This is a genomic window from Pseudomonas vancouverensis (genome assembly GCF_004348895.1).
Classification (GTDB): Bacteria; Pseudomonadota; Gammaproteobacteria; order Pseudomonadales; family Pseudomonadaceae; genus Aquipseudomonas; species Aquipseudomonas vancouverensis.
The window spans coordinates 213,078-234,943 of record NZ_RRZK01000036.1 but is presented as its reverse complement, the minus strand read 5'-3'; the positions used below and the strand labels follow the sequence as shown (position 1 = coordinate 234,943).

Genomic DNA, 21,866 nt, shown 5'->3' with positions numbered 1-21,866 from the left:
TTGCCCATGACCAGCGCCGAGCTCGCCAAACCCAGCCGTAAACAACGTGTACGGACGCTATGGATTTCCGATGTGCACCTGGGTACACGGGATTGTCAGGCGGAACACCTGTCACAGTTTCTCAAGGGCTATCACGCGGACAAGATCTATCTGGTCGGTGACATCATCGATGGCTGGAAACTGCGCGGCGGCATGTATTGGCCCCAGGCGCACACCAACGTGATCCGGCGCCTGCTGACCATGAGCAAGCGCGGCACCGAAGTGATTTATGTCACCGGCAACCACGACGAGTTCCTGCGCCGCTATTCCAAGCTGATTCTGGGCAACATCCAGTTGGTGGACGAAGCGGTGCATGTCACGGCCGATGGCCGGCACTTGCTGGTGATCCACGGCGATCAGTTCGACGTGATTACTCGTTACCACCGCTGGCTGGCCTTTCTCGGCGATTCGGCCTACGAATTCACCCTGACCCTCAATCGCTGGCTCAATCATTGGCGTGCGCGCTATGGCTACGGCTACTGGTCGCTGTCGGCGTACCTCAAGCACAAGGTGAAAACCGCGGTCAGTTTTATCAGCGATTTCGAAGAAGCCATCGCCCATGAGTGCGTCAAGCGTGAGCTGCATGGCGTGGTCTGCGGGCACATTCACCATGCCGAAATTCGCAAGGTCGGCGAGGTGGATTACCTCAATTGCGGAGACTGGGTGGAGTCCTGCACGGCATTGATCGAACACTGGGATGGCACGATCGAGCTGTATCGACTGGCGGATGCCCAGGCGCGGGAAGCGCAGTTGAAAGCGGCCAAGGTTGCCGAGCTGGCCTGATAGCTATTGAGTGTCTGAGCTGGCTTATTCGTCGTAACGCCGCCGGGTGGCGTTACGACGAATAAGCCGCGAAGCGGCCCCGCTGGATCCGTCAGGCTGGCGCTTGCTCTGCCATCGCCGCCTTGTAGATCGAGTTCCGCGGCCGCGCAAATAGGCGCTCCATCATCGGTTCGAAGAAGCTCAACGGCAGGGTGTCGTACGCCGGATCAAACGCCGCCGCATCGTACTTGGCGCAGAATTCAACCGTCGCCTGATACTGCGGATGATCCTGGAATTGCTCGCGCAGATGCCGGTCCATGCCCAAGTGATGGAAGAAGTAGTAACCCTGGAAGATCCCGTGTTTCTCCACCATCCACAGGTTGTCGGCACTGACGAACGGCTTGAGGATCGCCGCCGCGATGTCCGGATGATTGAAGGTACCCAGGGTGTCGCCGATGTCATGGAGCAACGCGCAGACTACATATTCTTCATCGCGGCCGTCGCGCCAGGCGCGGGTCGCGGTCTGCAGGGAGTGGGTCAGGCGATCCACCGGAAAACCGCCGAAATCACCCTCGAGCAATTTCAGGTGCGCTACGATCCGTGTCGGCAATTGTCGGGCGTAGGCACTGAAGTCGGCGGCGATGATCGCCCAGTCTTCCTGAGTGCCGTCCTTCATGTGGGTGAAGCGGGCATTGGCATTCATCGGCAAGTCTCGTGTGGCAGAGGGTGTCTAGAACGGAACGCGCCCCAGAATCATGTCCCGGTACATGACGAAATCACCGAGCAGACTGTAGAAGGGGTGTTGAAAGGTCGCCGGGCGATTCTTCTCGAAAAAGAAATGCCCGACCCAGGCAAAGCTGTAACCCGCCAGGGGCAAGGCCCACAGCAGCGTCCAGGCGCCTCGACCGATGGTCAGTGCCAATATGAAAATGACCAGGGTCGTGCCGATGAAGTGCAGTCGTCGGCAAGTGCTGTCGCTGTGCTCGCTGAGGTAGTAGGGGTAGAACTCGGCGAAGCTGTTGAATCGTTTAACGTTTTCCACGACTGCGATCTCTGTGGTTATTGTTCTGACTGCAAGTTGTTCTGCGGGTAGCTTATTTGAGTCTAGAGTGATCAATGGCAACAGCCAGTGACAATAGGCGCCACTTTAGTATCCTTCGGTCATCAGCCGTAGTATGCGGCTCAACATGTAAGTAGACGCCATGAGCGAAAGAACGACTTCTGCAAGCTGGGCAATGGGGATTGTCAAAGCGCTGGAAATGGACGGCCTGGATTGCCGGGTTCTGTTCAAACAGCTAGGGCTCGACTATGGGTCGCTGAGTGATCCGGATGCACGCTTCCCGCAGGATTCCATGACACGGCTGTGGCAACGCGCAGTGGAGTTGTCCGGCAACCCGGCCATCGGCCTGAACATGGGCAAGGTGGTGCGACCGGCCTCTTTTCACGTCGCCGGATACGCCCTGATGTCCAGCCAGACACTGGCCGAAGGCTTTCAGCGACTGGTGCGCTATCAACGGATCATTGCCGAAAGCGCCGACCTGAGTTTCAAGCTGTTGGATGAAGGCTATGCCTTGATCCTGACGGTGCATGGCGATCATCTGCCACCGACCCGGCAAAGTGCCGAAGCCTCGCTGGCCTGTGCCTTGGCCCTGTGCGGCTGGCTGACCGGGCGCACCCTGCATCCACGAAAGGTGCTGGTGCAAGGGGCTGAGCCTGTGGATCTTGAACCTTACAAACAGGCCTTCCATGCGCCGCTGGTGTTCAATGCCCCTTACGATGCGCTGATCTTTGAACGCGCGGACATGGAAGCGCCGCTGCCAACCGCCAACGAAGCCATGGCCTTGCTGCATGATCGTTTTGCCGGCGAATACCTGGCGCGTTTTTCCGAAAGCCGCGTGACCCATAAGGCCCGGCAGGTGTTATGCCGACTGTTGCCCCAGGGCGAGCCCAAGCGTGATGTGGTGGCGCAGACGTTGCACTTGTCCCAGCGTACCTTGCAACGACGCTTGCAGGAGGAGGGCACCAGTTTTCAGGTGCTGCTGGACGACACCCGCCGTGAGTTGGCCGAGCAGTACCTGGCGCAGCCGACCATGACCCTGCTGGAAATCGCCTATCTGCTGGGCTTTGCCGATCCGAGCAACTTCTTTCGCGCCTTCCGCCGCTGGTTCGACGTCACCCCCGGCGAATACCGGGTGCGGCTGTTGCAAGCAACGGCGGCGGTCAATGACGCCAAAATGCCGGAATACACAGCACAAACACAGTGATGATCTCCAGCCGGCCGAGCAGCATGCCGAAGGAAAGAATCCACTTGGCGGCGTCCGGCAGGGTCGAGAAGTTGCCCGCCGGGCCAATGGTCTCGCCCAGCCCCGGGCCGACACCGGACACGGTGCTGGCGGCGCCGGTCAAGGCGGTCATCCAGTCCAGGCCCAACAGCGACAGCATCAGCGCAATCATGCAGATGGTGATGGCGAAGAAGAACGAGAAGGTCAGAATCGAGCGGACAATTTCCTCGTCGAGCCGGTGACCGTTGTACTTCTGCTTGATCACCGCACGCGGGTGAATCAGTTGATTGAGGTTGGCCTTGAGCAGGATGTAGGCCACCTGGAAGCGGAAGATTTTGATGCCGCCGGCGGTCGAGCCGGAACAGCCGCCGACAAAGCCCAGATAAAAGAACAGCATCAGCGAGAAATTGCCCCACAGGCTGTAGTCCCCCAGGGCAAATCCGGTGGTGGTGACCACCGACGTGACGTTGACGGCCACGTGTCGCAGCGCATCCAGCCAGTGCAGGTCGGTCGTCCACCAATACCAGGTGCCCAGTACCAGCCAGGTCACCAGCAGCAGGCCGAGAAAACCCTGGACCTGCTGATCCTTGATCAGCGCCTTGCGGTGGCCGCGCAGGGTTGCCACATAAAGGGTGAACGGCAGGCTGCCTAGGATCATTACCCCCACAGCAACCCAGTGCACCGCCGGTTGTTTCCAGTGTGCGAGGGATTCGTCCGACGTCGAAAAACCACCGGTGGAAATCGCCGACATCGCGTGGTTGATCGCATCGAACAGGCTCATGCCCGCCCACCAGAAGCCGAGGCTGCCGATAATGGTGAAACCGATATAGGTGGCCACGATCAGTCTCGCCACCATGTGCGAACGGGGCATGACCTTTTCCGAGCGGTCCGAGGACTCGGTCTGGAACAGGCGCATGCCACCGATGCGCAGTAGCGGCAGGATCGCCACCGCCATGCCGATAAAACCGATGCCGCCGAGCCAGTGCAACAGCGAACGCCAGATCAGGATGCCGGGGGACATGCTGTCCAGGCCACTGAGTACCGTGGCGCCGGTCGCGGTAATACCGGACATGCTTTCGAAGAAGGAATCGGTGTAGCTGATGTGCTGGGTCAACAGAAAGGGCAACGCGGCGAAGATGCACACCACCAGCCAGCTGCTGACCGTCAGCAGGTACATGTCTCGCGGGCGCAGGTGGATGTGTTCGGGGCGCCCGGGAATCACCAGCGCCAGACCGGCGACAAAGGTGATCATGCTGGCCCAGAGGAACGACGGCATATCACTCGTGCGATCAAAGATGATCAGGGTGGCCATGGGCACGACCATGGCGATCGCCAGCGTGATCAGGAAGATGCCGATGATGAAACCAATGATCCGTAAGGTCGGCAACGCCATGAGGTCCGCTCGGCTGAAGTAGGAAAAGGCGCCATTCTACCCGTGGGGCAGGGCATGTAAACCGCACGCTCGGCGCGCTTGCCGCTAGAATAGCCGCAAATATTTTTCAGGAGGTGGCCGATGCAGGCTCTCGACGCTTTGCTCAACCGTGTTTCCGTTCCACGACTGATTGAACCGGCACCGACCGCCGAGCAGCGCGAAATGCTGTTCGGCGCGGCCATGCGCGCTCCGGATCACGGACATTTGCAGCCTTGGCGTTTCCTCACGGTCGAAGGCGCGGCACGGGAGCAGATGGGCGAGTTGCTGGCCGAAGCGGCGAAGCTGCAGGACAGCGAGGTGAATGAAGCCGCGATCGACAAGGCGCGTAACGGCCCGCTGCGCGCACCGCTGGTGGTCGTGGTGATCGCGCGGGTGCAGGAGCACATCAAGTATCCGAAGTCCGAGCAACTGTTGGCGGCCGGGTGTGCAGCGCACGGGATCTTGCTCGCGGCTTACGCCCAGGGAATTGGTGCGGTATGGCGTACCGGTGATCTGGCGTATTCGCCGCACGTCGCCAAGGGCTTGGGGCTGGCTGAAGGGGAAGAGGTGATTGCCTTCCTGTACCTGGGCACCCCGCAGAAGGAGCCGCGTGTGGCGGAGAAAGTTGAACTGAGCAACTTTGTCAGCGCCTGGCCAGGCAAGGCCTGATCGGTAGGAGCGAGCTTGCTCGCGATGGCGGCGCATCGGTCACCATTGATGTCGTCCGGCCTGTCACTTTCGCTGGCAGGCCTGCCCCCTCAGAAACTACGCCACAGCCCCTGGCTCCAGGGGCAACTCCAGACTGGCAATGAAACCGCCCTCGGGATGATTGGCCAGCACCAGGCTGCCGCCGTGGCGTTCGGCCGCGCGCCGGGCGATGGCCAACCCCAGGCCGTGTCCCGCCGCCGTCTGGCCCGGTGCCCGATAAAACGGCTCACCGAGCTGACTCAAATGCTCACTGTTCACCCCTGGCCCATGATCGCGCACGGTTACCACAATGCGTTCACCCGAACGCAAAGCCTGCATTTCGATCGGCATGCCGCCCGCCGGGTTGAAGCGCTGGGCGTTGCGCAACAGGTTGTCCACGGCGCGCTCGATCATGGTCGGCCAGCCCTTGAGGTTCAACTGTGGCTCGGTTTCGAGATGGACCAGTTGTTCCGGTGAGCTCAGTTGCGCATCCTTTTGCAGGGTATTGAGCAGACTGTTCAGGTCCACGTCTTCGGCACTGGCGTTATCGGAGTCGACCCGCGCCAACACCAGGATCTCGCTGATCAATGCTTCCAGACGGTCGCACTCACGGGTCAGGCGTGGCCAGAGTTGCTCGCGTTCCTGTGGCGAGGCGCGTTCGGCCAGTGCCAGGGCAATGCGCAGGCGGGCGAGAGGCGAGCGCAGTTCGTGGGAGACGTCGCGCAGCAGTTGCCGCTGGCTGCCAATCAGGCTTTGCAGGCGCTGTCCCATGCGGTTGAAATCAGTTGCCAGGACTCCGAACTCGTCGCGGCGACTCGCCAGTTTAACCAGGCTGTTCTGTTGATAGGTGGTTTGCCCCAGGTCATGCACGGCACCGCGCAAGCGACTGAGTGGGCGAGTAATGGAAAGCGTCACCAACAGGCTGAACAGGGTCAGCACCACCAGGGCGATGCCCAGCGCACTGAGCGGCCAGATCAGGCTTCCGCGGTGCCAGGCGTCCAGTTCCGGATGCGGGATGCGGTAGATGAACAGGTAGGTATCACCGGTTTTTTCGCTGGTGAATTCATCGGTCAGACGGCGCCATGGCAAGCGCCGATCATCATTGTTCTGGCGCGCCTCGAAGGCTGCCGCGCGTTTGGGGAAGGTGCCGCGCACTACCGGGTCGCCGTTCTCGTTCAACACCTGAACGTCAATGTGGTACTGACGCTTGCGTTGCTGAAGAATGTCCTGGGCGGCGTCCTCGCCCTGGGCTTCGTAGGTTTGCGTCCATTCTTCCGCCAGGGTGTTGAGGCCCGGGTGGCGGCTGAGGATCCACGCGTCCTGGTTGAGCATGTGCCCCAGCAGAATGGAAAGCCCTGCAACCAGGGCGATGGCCAGCCAGAAACTGGCCAGAATCCGCCAGAACAATGAGCGCACGGAAAATCCTCAAACGATCACAAATCCATGTGGGAGCGAGCCTGCTCGCGATAGCGTCGACACATTCAATATCGATGTGACTGAAAGAACGCTATCGCGAGCAAGCTCGCTCCCACATTTAAATTGCAGGGTGTCAGACCCAACGGTTGTTGGCCGTTGGGTCCGGGTTCAGCGCATTATTGCGCTTTTTGCGGCTGTTGCGCTTTCCAGGCCTGGAATTGTGCCCACTCAGCGCGACGCTCAGCCTGTTTCTGCTGGATCTCGTCGAATTTTTTCTGTTGATCCGGTTTCAGCAGGGCGCGCACGTCAGCCTGGGCTTTCTGATGGCCTGCGGTCATCTCGTCCTTCATGGCTTTCTGGTCAGCCGGCGACAGCTTCTGCAGGTATTTTTCGACCAGTTGCTTACGTTCGTGCATCTGCTCACCCATGATCTTGCGGATCTGCTCGCGCTGTTCGCGGCTCAGGTCGAGTTGGCTGTACGGGCCTTTGCCGTGCATGCCGTGCATCTGACCGCCATGGCGCGATCCGTCCATTGGCCCACCCATCGGGCCTGCGTCACCAGGCATGGCCATGGCCACGGTCGGCAAGGCGGCAGCGAACATCAGAGCGATAAGAGTCTTGCGCATGGTGTATCTCCTTGTCTCGTTCCCGGTACGTTCCGGATGAGTACAGATTACGGAGATCAAGGTCAGCGGCGGTCAGCGGAGCGTAAAGCTTGGGTAAAGACGATTCTGCATCCACCTGACACACCGCCATGCGGAACACCTGTCTGTGGCGAGGGAGCTTGCTCCCGTCGGACTGCACAGCAGTCCCGTTTTTTTGGGGCCGCTACGCAGCCCAACGGGAGCAAGCTCCCTCGCCACAGGTTGAAGTCAGGCAGTGCTTACTGGGGTTACAGGCTGTAATAGTACCCGCGACTGCGCAGGGCGACGATGCGTGGTCGGCCGTCGGGATGCGGGCCGATCTTTTTGCGCAGGTTGCTGACGTGCATGTCCAGGCTACGGTCGTACAGGGTCAGTTTGCGGCCGAGGGCGAGTTGCGCCAGGTCCTGTTTGTCCAGGGGCTCACCGGGCTGCTTGAGCAGCGCTTCGAGCAGGCGGCTTTCGGAGACGGTCAGGGTGAATTCCTGTTCGTCGATGCTGACCACTCCGCGCACCGGGCTGAAACACAGGTCGCCCAATTCGATCTGGCTGGACACTGCCGCCGGATGGCTGCGGCGCAAAACGGCGCGCAAACGGGCTGTGAGTTCTCGAGGGTCGCAGGGTTTGGCCAGGTAATCGTCCGCACCCAGTTCCAGGCCGAGAATACGGTCCAGTGGCTCGCCGCGGGCCGACAGCATCAACACCGGTAAATCCGGGTGGTCACTGCGCAATTGCTTGAGCAGTTCCAGACCGCTGCCATCGGGCAGCATTACATCCAGCACCACGGCCGCCGGGGAGGTTTCGGCCAGCGCGCGGCGCGCACTCTGGCCATCGTGACAGGCTTGCACCTGAAAGCCTTCCTGACTCAACCAACTGCTCAGGAGCTCGCACAGCTCCTGGTCATCATCAATTAGTAACAGCTCGCTCATGACTCACTCAATTTAGCCATTGTCGACGTTTTCGACTTGCTCCACTGGCGAAGATACCGCAGAGCAGCGCCAATAGCGCTACCCCGGCGCCCACGACAAACCATTGTTGCTGATCAGTCAGCAGCCGTGGCAGCGGGCTGTTGGCCTGAGCCTCCTTGAGTTGCAGCTTCAGGCGCTGGTTCTCTTGGCGCAAACGGGCCAGCAGCGGGCTTTCGCGTTCAGCATCAGCATTTTGCAGTTGTTTGCCCAGTTCTTCCCGTTGCCGTTCGCTTTCTTTCAAGCGTTGCTGCAACTCGGTGATCTGCGGGCCGGCGCTCAGGGACAGAGGCGTCGAATTGCCCCCTTCGGCGCTTTCTTCACCGTGGGCGGGTGCCACGATCGACAACGTGACCAACATCAGACACAACGGACCCTTGCGCATTGCGACTCCAGATTCCAATACCAGTATTGGGCAAGTTGTCGGCAGGCAAACGGGAATAATGAGCGATTGAGATCGCGATGAACCGACAAGGTTCATCGCGTGGGGGAGGATTTACGGCAGGACTTGCTTGAACGGCTTGACCAGAACGTTGGCGTAGACGCCCGCGGCGATGTACGGATCAGCATCGGCCCAGGCCTGGGCGGCACTCAGGGAGTCGAATTCGGCAACGATCAGGCTGCCGGTGAAACCCGCTGCGCCCGGATCATTGCTGTCAACGGCCGGGTGTGGGCCGGCCAGCACGATGCGACCTTCGCCCTTGAGCACTTGCAGGCGCTCAAGGTGGGCAGGCCGTGCGGCCAGGCGGGCTTCCAGGGAGTTGGCGACGTCTGTGGCAATGATTGCGTAAAGCATGTCAGTCCTCGGTTTTTGGCGTAGTGGTGTCGGCATCGTGCAGATGGCGGGACAGGTAGATGCCCTGGCCGACCAGGAACAGCAAAGTCATGCCCAGGCTGCCGAAGACCTTGAAGTCGACCCAGTAGTCCTGGAAGGTGAACGCAACGAACAGGTTGGCGGCACCGCAAAACAGGAAAAAAGCGATCCAGGCGATGTTCAGGCGGGTCCATACTGGATCCGGCAGGGTCAGTGCGTGGCCCATGATGCGCTTGATCAGCAGGCTGTCACCGATGAAGTGGCTGCCGATGAAGGCCAGGGCGAACAGCCAGTTGACCACCGGCGCTTTCCATTTCAGGAAGGTTTCGCTGTGGAAGGCCAGGGTCAGGCTACCGAACACCAGGCAGGCGATGAGGGTCAGCCACTGGCTCTTCTCCAGTTTGCGCTGCTTGATGAACAGGGTGCCGTAGACCACCAGGGAACTGATGATCAGCATCGCGGTGGCGCTGTAGATACCGCCTACAGTGACCTGGTGACCGGCAATGTCGACGACCCGTGGATCGATTTTGAAGACGATGAAAAACAGCAGGAGCGGGATGAAATCGATGAATTGTTTCACAGTGGCAGCCAGAAGCAGGATGTGACGGCATAATAACAAACATATGGGCGCGCGATAGCGCCAGCTGACTCGAGGTTACAAAGCCCTGTGAATGTTGATTTGCACTGCCATAGCACGGCCTCCGATGGCGCCTTGGCGCCAGCGGTTCTGGTTGCGCGTGCGTACGAGAAAGGCGTGCGAGTCCTGGCCTTGACCGATCACGACACCCTCGAAGGGCTGGACGAAGCCCGACAGGCGGCGACCGCACTGGGGATGCAACTGGTCAATGGCGTCGAGTTGTCCTGCACCTGGGGCGGCGCCACCATTCATGTACTCGGCTACGGTTTTGACGTGAATGCCGCACCCTTGGTCGAGGCCATCGCCAAACTGCATGACGGCCGCTGGCTGCGCTCCGAGGAAATCAGCCGCAAGCTGGCGCTCAAGGGCATGCCCGGTGCGCTGGAAGGCGCTCGCCAGATTCAGCAGGAACTGGGCGACAGCGGCAACGCGCCGGCCCGCCCGCACTTCGCTGACTGGATGGTCCGTGAAGGCATGGTCAAGGATCGCGCCGAAGCGTTCCGCAAATGGCTGGGCGCCGGCAAGCTGGGGGACGTCAAGCAGCACTGGCCCACCCTGGAAGAGACCGTCGAAACCTTGCGCGCAGCCAAGGCCTGGGTCAGCCTGGCGCACCCTTGGCACTACGATTTTACCCGCAGCAAGCGTCGACGCCTGATTGCCGACTATATTCAAGCAGGGGGCCACGCCATCGAAGTGGTCAATGGTTACCAGCCTGCCGAGCAAGTGGGCAGCCTGGCCATTCTCGCCCGTGAGTTCGGTCTGCTGGTCAGCGCCGGCAGTGATTTTCATGGCCCTGGCGGGTGGTCTGAAATCGGTGAATACCGCCCGCTCCCGGAGGATCTGCCGCCCTTGTGGTGCCGATTCAAGCATGAGCCAATTATTGCCGCCGTCTGAACAGGTAGAGAATGTGAGTCAATTTTTCCAGATTCATCCGGAAAATCCGCAACCGCGCCTGATCAAACAGGCTGTTGAAATCATCCGCAGCGGCGGAGTGGTGATTTATCCCACAGACTCGTCCTACGCCATTGGTTGCCAGATCGGCGACAAGAACGCCGTGGAGCGCGTGCGTCGCCTGCGCGGGCTGGACGACAAGCACAACTTTGCGCTGATCTGTTGCGACCTGTCGCAGCTGGGGCTGTTCGCCAAGATCGATACCGGTACCTTCCGCTTGCTCAAGGCCCATCTGCCGGGCCCGTACACCTTCATTCTGAATGCCACCCGTGAAGTACCCCGACTGTTGCTGCACCCGAAAAAACGCACCATCGGTCTGCGTGTGCCCAGCCACCCGATAGCCCTGGCTCTGCTTGAGCAACTGGGCGAGCCGTTGATGAGCGTGAGCCTGATCATGCCCGGCGAGTCCGACCCAATGTTCGATCCCTATGAAATGCGCCAGTTGCTCGAGCATCAGGTCGACCTGATCATCGACGGCGGTTTCGGCGGGATCAAGGCGTCCACCGTGATCAATCTGGCCGACGGCGAGCCGGAAGTGATCCGCGTCGGTTGCGGCGACCCTGCGCCGTTCATGGCCGAGGCCTAGATGTCGGCAGTGGAACCTGTAGTCGATAGTCAGGCCGGCGCCCAGCAAGAGCTGCCCTTCGCCATGGTCTATGGCCAGGCGGTCATGGAAATGCCGCTGGACCTGTACATTCCGCCGGATGCACTGGAAGTCTTTCTTGAGGCCTTCGAAGGGCCTCTCGACCTGCTGCTGTACCTGATTCGCAAACAGAACATCAACATCCTCGACATCCCCGTGGCGGAGATCACCCGTCAGTACATGGGTTATGTCGAGCTGATGCAGTCGGTCCGCCTGGAGCTGGCCGCCGAGTACCTGGTGATGGCCGCGATGCTGGCCGAGATCAAGTCGCGGATGTTGCTGCCACGGGCGGAAACCGTCGAGGATGAAGAGGACGACCCGCGCGCCGAGTTGATCCGCCGCCTGCAGGAATACGAGCGCTTCAAGGCTGCGGCCGAAGGCATCGATGGTTTGAGCCGGGTGGGCCGCGATGTCATCGTGCCCAAGCTCGACGCGCCGGAAGCCCGCGCGCGCAAGCTGCTGCCGGATGTGCGCCTGTCGGAGCTGCTGCTGTCCATGGCCGAAGTACTGCGCCGTGGCGACATGTTCGAAAGCCATCAGGTCAGCCGCGAGGCGCTGTCGACCCGCGAACGCATGAGCGATGTGCTCGAGCGCCTCAAGGGCGGCGGCTTCGTGCCCTTTGTCGAGCTGTTCACCGCCGAGGAAGGGCGCCTGGGCGTGGTGGTGACCTTCATGGCCATCCTTGAACTGGTCAAGGAATCCCTGGTCGAGCTGGTGCAGAATGAGCCCTTTGCCGCGATCCACGTGCGAGCCCGAGCCGAATAACGAGTCGATACATGAACCTGACCGAACCCCGCGACCTGGCGTCTTTGCTTGAAGCTTTTCTGTTGGCCTCGGGAAAACCGCAGTCCCTGGAAAACCTCTTCGAACTGTTCGAGGAGGGCGAGCGACCTGAGCCGCCGGTCTTCAAGAAAGCCCTGACGATACTCGCCAAGTCCTGCGACGGCCGCGCGTTCGAGTTGAAGGAAGTGGCCTCGGGCTATCGCCTGCAAATTCGCGAGAAATTCTCGCCCTGGGTCGGTCGCCTCTGGGAAGAGCGCCCGCAGCGTTATTCGCGAGCCATGCTGGAAACCATGGCCCTGATCGCCTATCGCCAACCGATCACCCGCGGCGAAATCGAAGACGTGCGGGGCGTGGCGGTCAACAGCAACATCGTCAAGACCCTGATGGAACGCGAGTGGATTCGCATCGTCGGCTATCGCGACGTGCCCGGCAAACCGGCAATGTTCGCCACCACCAAGGCCTTCCTCGATCATTTCAACCTGAAAAATCTCGACGATCTGCCGCCACTGGCCGAACTGCGCGAGCTCGAACCGGACCCGGTGCTCGATTTCGACGACGCGCCGGTGCCGGCCTCGCTGCAGGAGCTGGCAGACGCCAGCGCCGAGCCGGAAGAGCCCAAGGAAGAGACCAGTTTCCATACGCTGCTGCTGGAACTCGACAGCATGGAGGAGGGGATCAAGACCGATTTCGACGATTTGCTGCGTGACGGGATGTCGCCTGACTTTGAATCGGAGGAACCTGTGGGCGAGCTTGAAATCGAAGCCGCTCATTTCGCGCCTGAGTCTGAACAGCAGATCGAGTCAGAGTCCGAAGCTGAGCCAGAGCCAGAGCCTGAGCAGGAAGACGACATCCTCGGCGTCGCCGAAGCCCGGGAAAAACTCCTCGCTGCTGTAGCCGCCCTCGATCAAGCGAAGCCCGAGCCCGAGTTGTCCGACGAAGAGGCCGAAGCCTTGGCTCTTGCCGAAGCCATCGAAGCCGAACGCCGCGAGCTCGAAGACTGACGCAAACCCTGTGGGAGCGAGCTTGCTCGGGATGGCTGCGTTACATTCAACATTTCCGGGCCTGTAAAACCGCTATCGTTGGAACGCCGCCCGGACCAAGCTCGCTCCCACAAGGGTTTGCATTGACTGTGAGGGCGGTGGCACCGGCCAGCGGAAAAACCAATCACCTTGCCGTCATCGACTACTCTCTGATGCGCAAACGCCCACATGCGCGTATGATTCGCGACCCTTCGGCGATCCCTTCGCCCAAGTCAAAGATTCCAATGCTTCAGGCCAGGCCTGAACAGACCACACCGGGAGGTGCCCAGATGAGTATCAAAGACCAGAAAGACGACCAGGAAATCGGCCCAGCAGGCGAAAAACTGCAGAAAGTCCTCGCCCGTATCGGTGTCGGCTCGCGCCGTGACGTCGAAGCCTGGATCAGTCATGGCCGCATCAAGGTCAACGGCAAAGACGCCACCCTTGGCCAGCGCGTTGACATGCACGACGCCATCACCATCGATGGCCGTGTGATCAAGCGTGAAGAGGCGGCCGAATCGGTGCGCCGCGTGATCATGTACAACAAGCCCGACGGCGAGATCTGCACCCGTGTCGACCCTGAAGGTCGCCCGACCGTATTCGACAAGCTGCCGCGCCCGAAAGAAGGCCGCTGGATCAACATCGGCCGTCTCGACATCAACACCACCGGTTTGCTGATGTTCACCACCGACGGTGAGCTGGCCAACCGCCTGATGCACCCGTCCTTCGAAATGGACCGTGAGTACGCCGTGCGTGTACGCGGTGAAGTCGACGACGAGATGATCGCCCGCTTGAAAGCCGGTGTAGTGCTTGAAGACGGCCCGGCGCGTTTTACCGACATTCAGGAAGCGCCCGGTGGCGAAGGTTTCAACCATTGGTACCACTGCGTGGTGATGGAAGGTCGCAACCGGGAAGTGCGTCGCCTGTGGGAATCCCAGGGCCTGGTGGTCAGCCGCCTGAAGCGCGTGCGTTTCGGTCCGGTATTCCTCAACTCCGACCTGCCGATGGGCCGCTGGCGCGAAATGAGCCAGTACGAAGTCGACGTGCTCAGTGCTGAAGTGGGCCTGACGCCGGTGGCGATGCCGCAACTGAACGCCAAGAGCAAGGACAAGCTTGAGCGAATGCAGCGCAAGTCGTCGCGTCCTATGGCCAAGACCGAGCGTGTTCGTACGTTGCGTCCCGCTGCTGGCGCACCTGCCGCACCGCGTGAAAACCGTGAGCCACATTTCGAAGGCGAGCGCCCGGCTCGCAAGCCCGCCGCCCGTCAGGACGGCGAGCGCAGCCCGCGCACGCCGCGTCCGGCCAATGGTCGTACCGAGCGCGGCGAAGGGCGTGGAACACCGGTCGCCGACCGTCCAGCGGAGACCAAACGCCCAGCCAAACCGGCGCCGAAGCGTCCGGGGATCAAGCTGGTCGACGGTGACAAACCGTCGGGCAAGCGCCGTGGCGCACCGGCAGGTTCCGGTCAGCGTCCAGGCTTCGGTCGTCGCAAGCCTGAGTGATCGGGTAAGCGCTTCATGAAAAACGCCAACCGTTCGGTTGGCGTTTTTTTTCGCCTGGCATTTGTTCCTTGGTGAATTTTATATCGCCATCGCGAGCAAGCTCGCTCCCACAGGAACGCGAGGTCGCTTGGATAAAAGCGGTCAAAAGGTGGGAGCGAGCTTGCTCGCGATGACGTCAGTGGCTTCCCTGAGTTCTCCAGTGTGGAAAGCGGGATTTACGCGCTGTAAAGAAAACCTGACGAATACCACTGATTTGTCCCATGAATTCGTGATCCATCGTACATCGTAAGAAAATTCTTACGATGTATCGCCGGCCTTCCTACTTCCAGCCCTCTAACCCGCTTGTTTCACCTCATCAGTCAGGGTGATATGCGCACCTGCCTGTCGTGCAGGTGCATAACAAAATGGAGGCGCAATGAACGCCGTAATCCGCTTTTTCCTCCCCGCGAGGGACGTTTTTTCTGCCGTCCCCGTCAATGGTCCGCAAGGGCCTGACCCCGTATTTGCAGCCGCCCGAGCCTCTCGGGGCGGACACAGGCAATCCCGGCCATAGACACGCTTGTCCAGCGGTGTCTGGCAGCAGGGGGTTACAGGTGTACAATGCGCCGCGTTTTACCTGTGACCTCCTGCGCATCTGCGCAAACCTCAAGGCTATCCGCCTTGTTCACTCCGTCGCGTCACGAGCGTGTCGGGTTCGATTTCGTCACAGATAAAAACAAACAGGTGACGCATGACCGTTGTAAATACGCTGAACTCCTGGTGCTTGCGCTGGGGTTTGATCGGCGCTGCTTAATGTCGCAATCGAGCAGCAACGTCTACTGAACATCATCAAACCTTGCGTGAGACCCTTTTCATGAGTGGACAAAACCCGCATTCAGGCGAGCTGAAACGCGGCCTGAAAAATCGCCATATTCAACTGATTGCCCTGGGTGGCGCGATCGGTACCGGTTTGTTCCTCGGCTCGGCCGGGGTACTGAAATCCGCTGGCCCGTCGATGATCCTCGGCTACGCCATCTGTGGCTTCATTGCCTTCCTGATCATGCGCCAGCTCGGTGAAATGATCGTCGAAGACCCGGTAGCCGGCTCCTTCAGCCACTTCGCCCACAAGTACTGGGGCGGTTTCGCCGGTTTCCTGTCGGGCTGGAACTGCTGGATCCTGTACATCCTGGTGGGCATGTCGGAGCTGACCGCTGTCGGCAAGTACATCCACTACTGGGCGCCGGATATTCCGACCTGGGTGTCTGCTGCCGCCTTCTTCGTGCTGATCAACGCGATCAACCTGGCCAACGTCAAGGTGTTCGGTGAGGCCGAGTTCTGGTTCGCGATCATCAAGGTCGTGGCCATCGTCGGCATGATCGCCCTGGGCAGCTACCTGCTGGTCAGCGGCCACGGCGGCCCGCAGGCGTCGGTGAGCAACCTTTGGTCCCATGGCGGTTTCTTCCCGAACGGGACGACGGGCCTGATCATGGCCATGGCGTTCATCATGTTCTCCTTTGGCGGCCTGGAAATGCTCGGTTTCACTGCAGCTGAAGCCGACAAGCCGAAGACCGTGATCCCGAAAGCGATCAACCAGGTGATCTACCGCATTCTGATTTTCTACATCGGTGCCCTGGTCATCTTGCTGTCGTTGACCCCGTGGGACAGCCTGCTGGCGACCCTGAACGCTTCCGGCGACTCCTACAGCGGCAGCCCGTTCGTGCAGGTGTTCTCGATGCTGGGCAGCAACACCGCGGCGCACATCCTCAACTTCGTGGTCCTGACCGCGGCCTTGTCGGTGTACAACAGCGGCACTTACTGCAACAGCCGCATGCTGTTGGGCATGGCTGAACAGGGCGACGCACCGAAAGCGCTGGCGAAGATCGACAAGCGCGGCGTGCCGGTGCGTTCGATCCTGGCCTCGGCTGCGGTGACGCTGATTGCCGTTTTGCTGAACTACCTGATCCCGCAGAACGCGCTGGAACTGTTGATGTCGCTGGTGGTGGCCACCCTGGTGATCAACTGGGCGATGATCAGCTACTCGCACTTCAAGTTCCGCCAGCACATGAACAAGACCGGGCAGACGCCGCTGTTCAAGGCGCTGTGGTACCCGTATGGCAACTTCCTGTGCCTGGCGTTCGTCGTGTTCATTCTCGGCGTGATGCTGTTGATCCCGGGCATCCAGACCTCGGTGTACGCGATTCCGGTGTGGCTGGTGTTCATGTGGGTCTGCTACCTCATCAAGAACAAACGCAGTGCGCAGCCTGGGTTGCACGTTGCAGGTTCTTCCATGAAGTAAGCGCAGCACGCAGAAGCGACAAACCCGGCCATGTGCCGGGTTTGTTGTTTTCAGGGTTCCATAAAACCCTGCGGCCGCATTCCTGTGGTCTATTCGCGGTATCCTGCAGGCTCTGAACCCGGACCCCTTTCCATGCTGGTGATTTCCAACAACGTGCACATTCCCGATGCCGAGATCGAGTTGACGGCCATTCGCGCCCAGGGCGCGGGTGGGCAGAACGTCAACAAGGTCTCGAGTGCCGTGCACCTGCGCTTCGACATTGCGGCCTCGTCCTTGCCCGCGTTCTACAAGGAACGGCTGCTGGCGCTGCGTGACAGTCGCATCACCAGTGACGGCGTCTTGATCATCAAGGCCCAGCAGTACCGGACCCAGGAACAGAATCGCGCCGACGCGTTGTTGCGCCTGACCGAACTGATCCTGAGCGCAACCAAAGTCGAGAAGAAGCGCCGCCCGACCAAGCCGACCCTGGGCTCGAAAACCCGTCGTCTCGAATCCAAAACCAAACGCGGCAACATCAAGGCCGGGCGCGGCAAGGTCGACTTCTAACGGCTGTCACGGGTCTCGCGCAGTTTTGCGGCTTGCCGGTACAGGTACAGGCTGAGGATCAGACCGCTGCAAGCGGCGAGGGCGGCGAACAGGAAAATCGAGGCAAAACCAAAGCCTGCCGCAATCGCACCGGCCAATGGCCCGGTAATCCCCAATGACAGGTCGATGAACAGCGAATAGGCCCCCACCGCCGCGCCACGGCTAGAGGCGGGCACAAGGTTGACCGCTTCGACCCCCAGCGCTGGAAACACCAGCGAGAAACCGAAACCGCTCAACGCCGCACCCGCCAGTGCCCAGTGGGCATCCGGTGCCAGCCACAGCAGCAACAGGCCGAGGGTTTCCACTGACAGGCAGGCAATCGCCACTCGAAAGCCGCCGAGGCGATTGATCAGGTTGCCGAACAGCAGTCGCGCCCCGATGAAGCTGGCACCGAACAGGCTCAGGCACAGCACCGCGTTGTCCCAGTGTTGGGTGGCGTAATACAGGGTGATGAAGGTGGCGATGGTGCCGAAGCCGATGGAACCCAACGCCAGGCCGCAGCCGTGGGGAAAGACCCGCCCGAGCACATGCATGAAAGGCAGGCGCTCACCGGCGACGATGGGCGCAGCGGTTTTTGGCCACGCCAACAGCAGGCCAAGAGCGGCCAGCAACAGGATGCTGACACCCATGCTCCACAGACCGAACTGGCCCACCAGCCACACGCCGAACGGTGCGCCGATGGCCAGTGCGCCGTAGCTGGCGATGCCGTTCCAGGAGATGACTTTGGCGGTGTTGGCTGCGCCGACCCGGCCGATGCCCCAGCCAATCGAGCCAGAACCGACGAGGCTCTCCGAGCTGCCCAGTACCAGGCGACCGATCAGCAGGCTGAGCAGACTTAACAGCGGCAGGCTTTGCGTCCAGGCTGAAATCAGCATGAATACGCCGCTCAGCCCGCAACCGGCCAGACCGTACATGACTGCCAGTTTGCTGCCTTTGTTGTCGATGATTTTCCCGGCGTATGGGCGGCTGAGCAGGGTGGCCAGGTACTGCACGCTGATCACCAAACCAGCAATCACAGTGCCAAAGCCCAGGTCGTTGTGGACATAACCCGGCAGTACGGCAAGGGGAATGCCGATATTCAGGTAGCCGATAAAGGTGAACAGAACGATGGAAACGACTTGCAGGGTGATCGCCAGGGGGCGTCGGGTTTCTGACATGGGGGAAAGCGTCCACGGAACAGCCAAATAGATAGGCTGCTTATGATAGCGGCGTGAACGCGGCTCGGACGTGAAAAAGTAAAACTATTTGCCCGGCGGCGTCATTCGGCTTTCGCAGGCGCGACCAGTTGCGTGGTGACCAGGGCGGCCAGGGCATTTTCCTGGGTGCCGAAACGGGCCAGCAAGGTGGCTTGTTTTTCCGGGGAGAGGCGGTTCCAGATGTCGATCATCTTTTCGGCGGTGCCGATCAGCAGGCCGGCTTGTGTTTCGTCAACGCCTGGGTTGGATTCGTCGGTCATGGCGGGGGCTCGGGTTCAGGCAGTGTGGAAAGCGCATGTTAGCGCTTTCCACACGGTCTGTACGGCGTGTTGCTCAGTCTTCGCTGTCAGCCTGGCGGCCATCAGTGGCTTCTTTCGGCTCGGGCTGTTGGGCGCCGGCTTGTTGCGTGGTCGTCTGCTCAGGTACGTGCAGGCTTGGGAAGGGGAGATTAGGAATCTCGTGCATGGTGCGCTCCTCGCTAAGTCTGTTGATAGATCTGGTAGATCCGCGCTTTAAAAAAGCCTGGGCAGGATACAGCACTGAAAATGACAAACAGACTTTTATATCCATTTGTTTCGACGGATGGGGTTGTCTATACAAATTGTGAGCAGACAACAAAAGACAAATGTGGGAGCGAGCTCGCTCGCGATAGCGGTGTGTCATCCAACATGAAAGTTGGCAGATTGACCCCATCGCGAGCAGGCTCGCCCCTACATGAGGGGCAGGTCCGGGATTATTTGCAGACTTTGGCAATCGCCTCGGCCAGCAGATCCAGGCGCGTGGCGTCGATGCCGGCCACGTTGGCCCGCCCCGAGCTGACCATGTACACGCTGTGATGGTCGCGCAAGTTGCTGACTTGCTCCGGCGACAAGCCGGTGTAGGAGAACATCCCGCGTTGCTCGCCAATGTGCGCAAAACGCTCGCGCAGACCGTGGGGCGCCAGCGCTTCGACCAGACCGCTGCGCAGTTGGGCAATGCGTGAACGCATGGTTTCCACTTCATCGGCCCAAAGTTTTTTCAACTCGGGATCGCCAAGGATGGTCGCCACCACTGCCGCGCCATGATCTGGCGGCGTCGACCACAGGTTGCGGGCGATGTTGGCCAGCTGGCTGCGAATGTCGGTCAGCTTGTCGGCACTTTTCGCGCAGACAATCAGCGCACCGGTGCGATCGCGGTACAGGCCGAAGTTCTTCGAGCAGGAGCTGGTGATCAACAGTTCCGGCAACTCGGCAGCGAACAGTCGGGTCGACCAGGCGTCCTGTTCCAGGCCATCGCCGAAGCCCTGATAGGCGAAGTCGATCAGCGGCAGCAACTCGCGCTCGCGCACCACGTCCAGTACCCGCTGCCAATCGTCATGGGACAGGTCAAAACCGGTCGGGTTATGGCAGCAGGCGTGCAGCAGGACCACATCGCCCTTCGGTGCCTGGCTGAGGGCCGCCAGCATGCCGTCTACGTCCAGGCGATTGTCGCTGCCAACGTACGGGTAATGACTGACCTTGACCTTGGCCGCCGCGAAAATGCTTTCATGGATCGGCCAGGTCGGATTGCTCAGCCAGACGCCGCGCCCCGGCAGGCACTGGGCAATGAAATCTGCACTCAGGCGCAGTGCCCCGGTACCACCCGGTGTCTGGGTAGCACCGGCACGTTGCGCGCTGATCAGCGCAGAGTTGGCGCCCAAAACCAACTCACTGATGGCCTTGCCGAACGCCGGTTCGCCATGCCCGCCGATGTAGGTCTTGGTGGTCTGGCGCTCGACCAGACGCGCCTCCGCCAGCTTCACCGACTGCGGAATCGGCGTCAGGCCCTGGGCGTCTTTATAGACGCCCACGCCGAGGTCGAACTTGCACGGGTTCGGGTCCTGCGCGTACGCCTCCATCAGGCCCAGGATCGGGTCGCCAGGCACTCGCGCGATGGCGTCGAAATGCATTATTTGCGGCCCTCGGCGTCCTTGGCCACTTCGTCGGTGCGTGCAGCCATGATGAAGTCGTTGCGGTGCAGGCCTTTGATCGAGTGGCTCCACCAGGTCACGGTGACTTTGCCCCACTCGGTCAGCAGGCCAGGGTGATGACCTTCGGCCTCGGAGATTTCGCCGACGGCATTGGTGAACGCCAGGGCGTGCTTGAAGTTCTTGAACAGGAAGATTTTTTCCAGCTGCATGATGCCGTCGCGAACTTCGATGTTCCAGTCCGGGATCTGCTTGATCAATACCGGCAGTTCTTCGTCGCTGACCTGTGGGGCATCGGCGCGGCAGGCTTCGCAATGGGCTTGGGTGAGTGCGGTCATGGTGTATTCCTGAAATCGAATGTTTGGAAATCGGCCGTCAGTGACGCCACGCTAATGCAAAGCGCGGGTTTGCGACAGGCTCACTTGATTGTAAAAGCGGCGGATCACGCCGCTTTCGGTTTGGGCGGAAACTTCGGCGCGTGCAGACCCATCTGCATCGCTTGCTTGACCATGCCCATGATGTCTTCGTGGGCCAGGTCGAACAGGCGCTTGAGGTTCGGCAGAACGAAATACAGGGGCTGCAGAATGTCGATGCGGTACGGCGTACGCATGCATTCGACGGGGTCGAAGGCTTGATGCTCGGGCTCGTCTGATAGGCAGTAAACGGTTTCTTTCGGTGAGGACAGGATACCGCCGCCGTAGATGCGCTGGCCTTGCGGGGTGTCGAGCAGGCCGAATTCGATGGTCATCCAGTACAGCCGCGCCAGGTACACACGTTCTTCCTTGGTCGCTTGCAGGCCGAGCTTGCCGTAGGTGTGGGTGAATTCGGCAAACCACGGGTTGGTCAGCAGCGGGCAGTGGCCAAAAATCTCGTGGAAGATGTCCGGCTCTTGCAGATAATCCAGCTCTTCGCGGGTACGAATGAAGGTCGCCACCGGAAACTGTTTGCTGGCGAGCAATTCGAAAAAGGTCTGGAAGGGAATCAGCGCCGGCACACGAGCAACCTGCCAGCCGGTGGTTTCGCCAAGGACTTTGTTGATTTCGCCGAGTTGAGGAATGCGGTCGTGGGGCAGACCGAGTTTTTCGATGCCGTCCAGGTATTCCTGGCACGCACGCCCTTCGATCACTTTCAGTTGGCGAGTGATCAGCGTGTTCCACACCGCGTGTTCTTCAGCGGGGTAGTCGATAAAACCTTGCGCATCGGGCTCGCGAGCCACGTATTGCGTCTGCTTCATGCTGCTCTCCTGCTAGGGGGATTCGTTCTTGTTATGTGCTGCTATGGACCTAGAAATACCCCAGGGATTGCACAGATGC

At 60.4% G+C, this 21,866-nt stretch carries 25 protein-coding genes; 10 read left to right on the top strand and 15 right to left on the bottom strand.

Annotated elements, in window-relative coordinates; all coding sequences use genetic code 11:
• Positions 1–6: 6 nt before the first annotated feature.
• On the top strand, positions 7–822 hold the full coding sequence (locus EIY72_RS28815) for a UDP-2,3-diacylglucosamine diphosphatase (RefSeq protein WP_047600027.1): 816 nt from the start codon (positions 7–9) through the stop codon (positions 820–822).
• 91 nt (positions 823–913) lie between these two features.
• On the opposite strand, the gene EIY72_RS28810 is transcribed toward EIY72_RS28815, so the two are convergent.
• Both EIY72_RS28810 and EIY72_RS28805 read right to left on the bottom strand, forming a co-directional pair.
• A complete protein-coding gene (locus tag EIY72_RS28810) occupies positions 914–1,504 on the bottom strand; it encodes an HD domain-containing protein (RefSeq protein ID WP_093225315.1) in 591 nt (196 codons plus the stop codon).
• Positions 1,505–1,531: 27 nt separating this feature from the next.
• Positions 1,532–1,843, bottom strand: coding sequence for an Mpo1-like protein (locus EIY72_RS28805; protein WP_093225312.1), 312 nt, complete (start codon positions 1,841–1,843; stop codon positions 1,532–1,534).
• 160 nt (positions 1,844–2,003) lie between these two features.
• Here EIY72_RS28805 and EIY72_RS28800 point away from each other — a divergent pair, with 160 nt between their 5' ends.
• On the top strand, positions 2,004–3,065 hold the full coding sequence (locus EIY72_RS28800) for an AraC family transcriptional regulator (protein WP_093225309.1): 1,062 nt from the start codon (positions 2,004–2,006) through the stop codon (positions 3,063–3,065).
• On the opposite strand, the gene EIY72_RS28795 is transcribed toward EIY72_RS28800, so the two are convergent.
• Positions 3,022–4,476: a TrkH family potassium uptake protein gene (locus EIY72_RS28795; RefSeq protein WP_093225306.1), complete on the bottom strand. Its 1,455-nt coding sequence runs from the start codon at positions 4,474–4,476 to the stop codon at positions 3,022–3,024. The genes EIY72_RS28800 and EIY72_RS28795 overlap by 44 nt on opposite strands.
• A 120-nt stretch (positions 4,477–4,596) precedes the next feature.
• Here EIY72_RS28795 and EIY72_RS28790 point away from each other — a divergent pair, with 120 nt between their 5' ends.
• Positions 4,597–5,163 carry an NAD(P)H nitroreductase gene (locus tag EIY72_RS28790; RefSeq protein ID WP_093225303.1) on the top strand — a complete coding sequence of 189 codons (567 nt, stop codon included), beginning with the start codon at positions 4,597–4,599 and terminating at the stop codon, positions 5,161–5,163.
• 96 nt (positions 5,164–5,259) lie between these two features.
• Here the strand turns inward: EIY72_RS28790 and EIY72_RS28785 are convergent, their stop codons facing one another.
• The 6 genes from EIY72_RS28785 to EIY72_RS28755 form a co-directional block, all read right to left on the bottom strand.
• On the bottom strand, positions 5,260–6,597 hold the full coding sequence (locus tag EIY72_RS28785; RefSeq protein WP_093225300.1) for a sensor histidine kinase: 1,338 nt from the start codon (positions 6,595–6,597) through the stop codon (positions 5,260–5,262).
• Positions 6,598–6,773: 176 nt separating this feature from the next.
• A complete protein-coding gene (locus tag EIY72_RS28780) occupies positions 6,774–7,223 on the bottom strand; it encodes an LTXXQ domain protein (protein ID WP_093225297.1) in 450 nt (149 codons plus the stop codon).
• A gap of 266 nt (positions 7,224–7,489) precedes the next feature.
• Positions 7,490–8,167, bottom strand: coding sequence for a response regulator transcription factor (locus EIY72_RS28770; protein ID WP_093225294.1), 678 nt, complete (start codon positions 8,165–8,167; stop codon positions 7,490–7,492).
• Between the two features lie 7 nt (positions 8,168–8,174).
• Positions 8,175–8,588, bottom strand: a complete 414-nt coding sequence (locus EIY72_RS28765; RefSeq protein WP_093225291.1) for an SH3 domain-containing protein — start codon at positions 8,586–8,588, stop codon at positions 8,175–8,177.
• Between the two features lie 111 nt (positions 8,589–8,699).
• Positions 8,700–8,999, bottom strand: coding sequence for a YciI family protein (locus EIY72_RS28760; protein ID WP_007984134.1), 300 nt, complete (start codon positions 8,997–8,999; stop codon positions 8,700–8,702).
• A gap of 1 nt (position 9,000) precedes the next feature.
• A complete protein-coding gene (locus EIY72_RS28755; protein WP_093225288.1) occupies positions 9,001–9,597 on the bottom strand; it encodes a septation protein A in 597 nt (198 codons plus the stop codon).
• 87 nt (positions 9,598–9,684) lie between these two features.
• Between EIY72_RS28755 and EIY72_RS28750 the strand changes: the two genes are divergently transcribed.
• The 7 genes from EIY72_RS28750 to arfB all read left to right on the top strand — a co-directional run bounded on the left by EIY72_RS28750 (position 9,685) and on the right by arfB (position 17,373).
• Positions 9,685–10,548 (top strand): PHP domain-containing protein, encoded by an 864-nt coding sequence (locus EIY72_RS28750; RefSeq protein ID WP_093225285.1) that lies wholly within the window; start codon positions 9,685–9,687, stop codon positions 10,546–10,548.
• 13 nt (positions 10,549–10,561) lie between these two features.
• On the top strand, positions 10,562–11,191 hold the full coding sequence (locus EIY72_RS28745) for an L-threonylcarbamoyladenylate synthase (RefSeq protein ID WP_093230690.1): 630 nt from the start codon (positions 10,562–10,564) through the stop codon (positions 11,189–11,191).
• Positions 11,192–11,314: 123 nt separating this feature from the next.
• Complete coding sequence (locus EIY72_RS28740) at positions 11,315–12,013, top strand: segregation and condensation protein A (RefSeq protein WP_197678869.1); 699 nt, start codon at positions 11,315–11,317, stop codon at positions 12,011–12,013.
• An 11-nt stretch (positions 12,014–12,024) separates the two neighbouring features.
• Positions 12,025–13,032: an SMC-Scp complex subunit ScpB gene (gene scpB, locus EIY72_RS28735; protein WP_093225279.1), complete on the top strand. Its 1,008-nt coding sequence runs from the start codon at positions 12,025–12,027 to the stop codon at positions 13,030–13,032.
• A 308-nt stretch (positions 13,033–13,340) separates the two neighbouring features.
• Entirely contained in the window at positions 13,341–14,552 is a 1,212-nt protein-coding gene (gene rluB / locus EIY72_RS28730; RefSeq protein ID WP_093225276.1) for a 23S rRNA pseudouridine(2605) synthase RluB, read from the top strand.
• Positions 14,553–15,405: 853 nt separating this feature from the next.
• Positions 15,406–16,827: an amino acid permease gene (locus EIY72_RS28720; protein ID WP_093225273.1), complete on the top strand. Its 1,422-nt coding sequence runs from the start codon at positions 15,406–15,408 to the stop codon at positions 16,825–16,827.
• 132 nt (positions 16,828–16,959) lie between these two features.
• Positions 16,960–17,373: an alternative ribosome rescue aminoacyl-tRNA hydrolase ArfB gene (gene arfB, locus EIY72_RS28715; RefSeq protein ID WP_093225270.1), complete on the top strand. Its 414-nt coding sequence runs from the start codon at positions 16,960–16,962 to the stop codon at positions 17,371–17,373.
• Here arfB and EIY72_RS28710 read toward each other — a convergent pair.
• The 6 genes from EIY72_RS28710 to phhA form a co-directional block, all read right to left on the bottom strand.
• Entirely contained in the window at positions 17,370–18,569 is a 1,200-nt protein-coding gene (locus EIY72_RS28710; protein WP_093225267.1) for an MFS transporter, read from the bottom strand. The genes arfB and EIY72_RS28710 overlap by 4 nt on opposite strands.
• 101 nt (positions 18,570–18,670) lie before the next feature.
• The gene (locus EIY72_RS28705) at positions 18,671–18,868 is read right to left on the bottom strand and encodes a hypothetical protein (RefSeq protein ID WP_093225265.1); all 198 of its coding nucleotides are present in this window, start codon (positions 18,866–18,868) and stop codon (positions 18,671–18,673) included.
• A gap of 73 nt (positions 18,869–18,941) precedes the next feature.
• Positions 18,942–19,073 (bottom strand): hypothetical protein, encoded by a 132-nt coding sequence (locus EIY72_RS30230; protein WP_269457260.1) that lies wholly within the window; start codon positions 19,071–19,073, stop codon positions 18,942–18,944.
• 268 nt (positions 19,074–19,341) lie between these two features.
• Positions 19,342–20,535: an amino acid aminotransferase gene (locus tag EIY72_RS28700; RefSeq protein ID WP_093225262.1), complete on the bottom strand. Its 1,194-nt coding sequence runs from the start codon at positions 20,533–20,535 to the stop codon at positions 19,342–19,344.
• Positions 20,535–20,891, bottom strand: coding sequence for a 4a-hydroxytetrahydrobiopterin dehydratase (locus EIY72_RS28695; RefSeq protein WP_093225259.1), 357 nt, complete (start codon positions 20,889–20,891; stop codon positions 20,535–20,537). The genes EIY72_RS28700 and EIY72_RS28695 overlap by 1 nt, the downstream gene beginning before the upstream one ends.
• Before the next feature lie 104 nt (positions 20,892–20,995).
• Entirely contained in the window at positions 20,996–21,787 is a 792-nt protein-coding gene (gene phhA / locus EIY72_RS28690) for a phenylalanine 4-monooxygenase (RefSeq protein WP_093225256.1), read from the bottom strand.
• Positions 21,788–21,866: the final 79 nt, after the last annotated feature.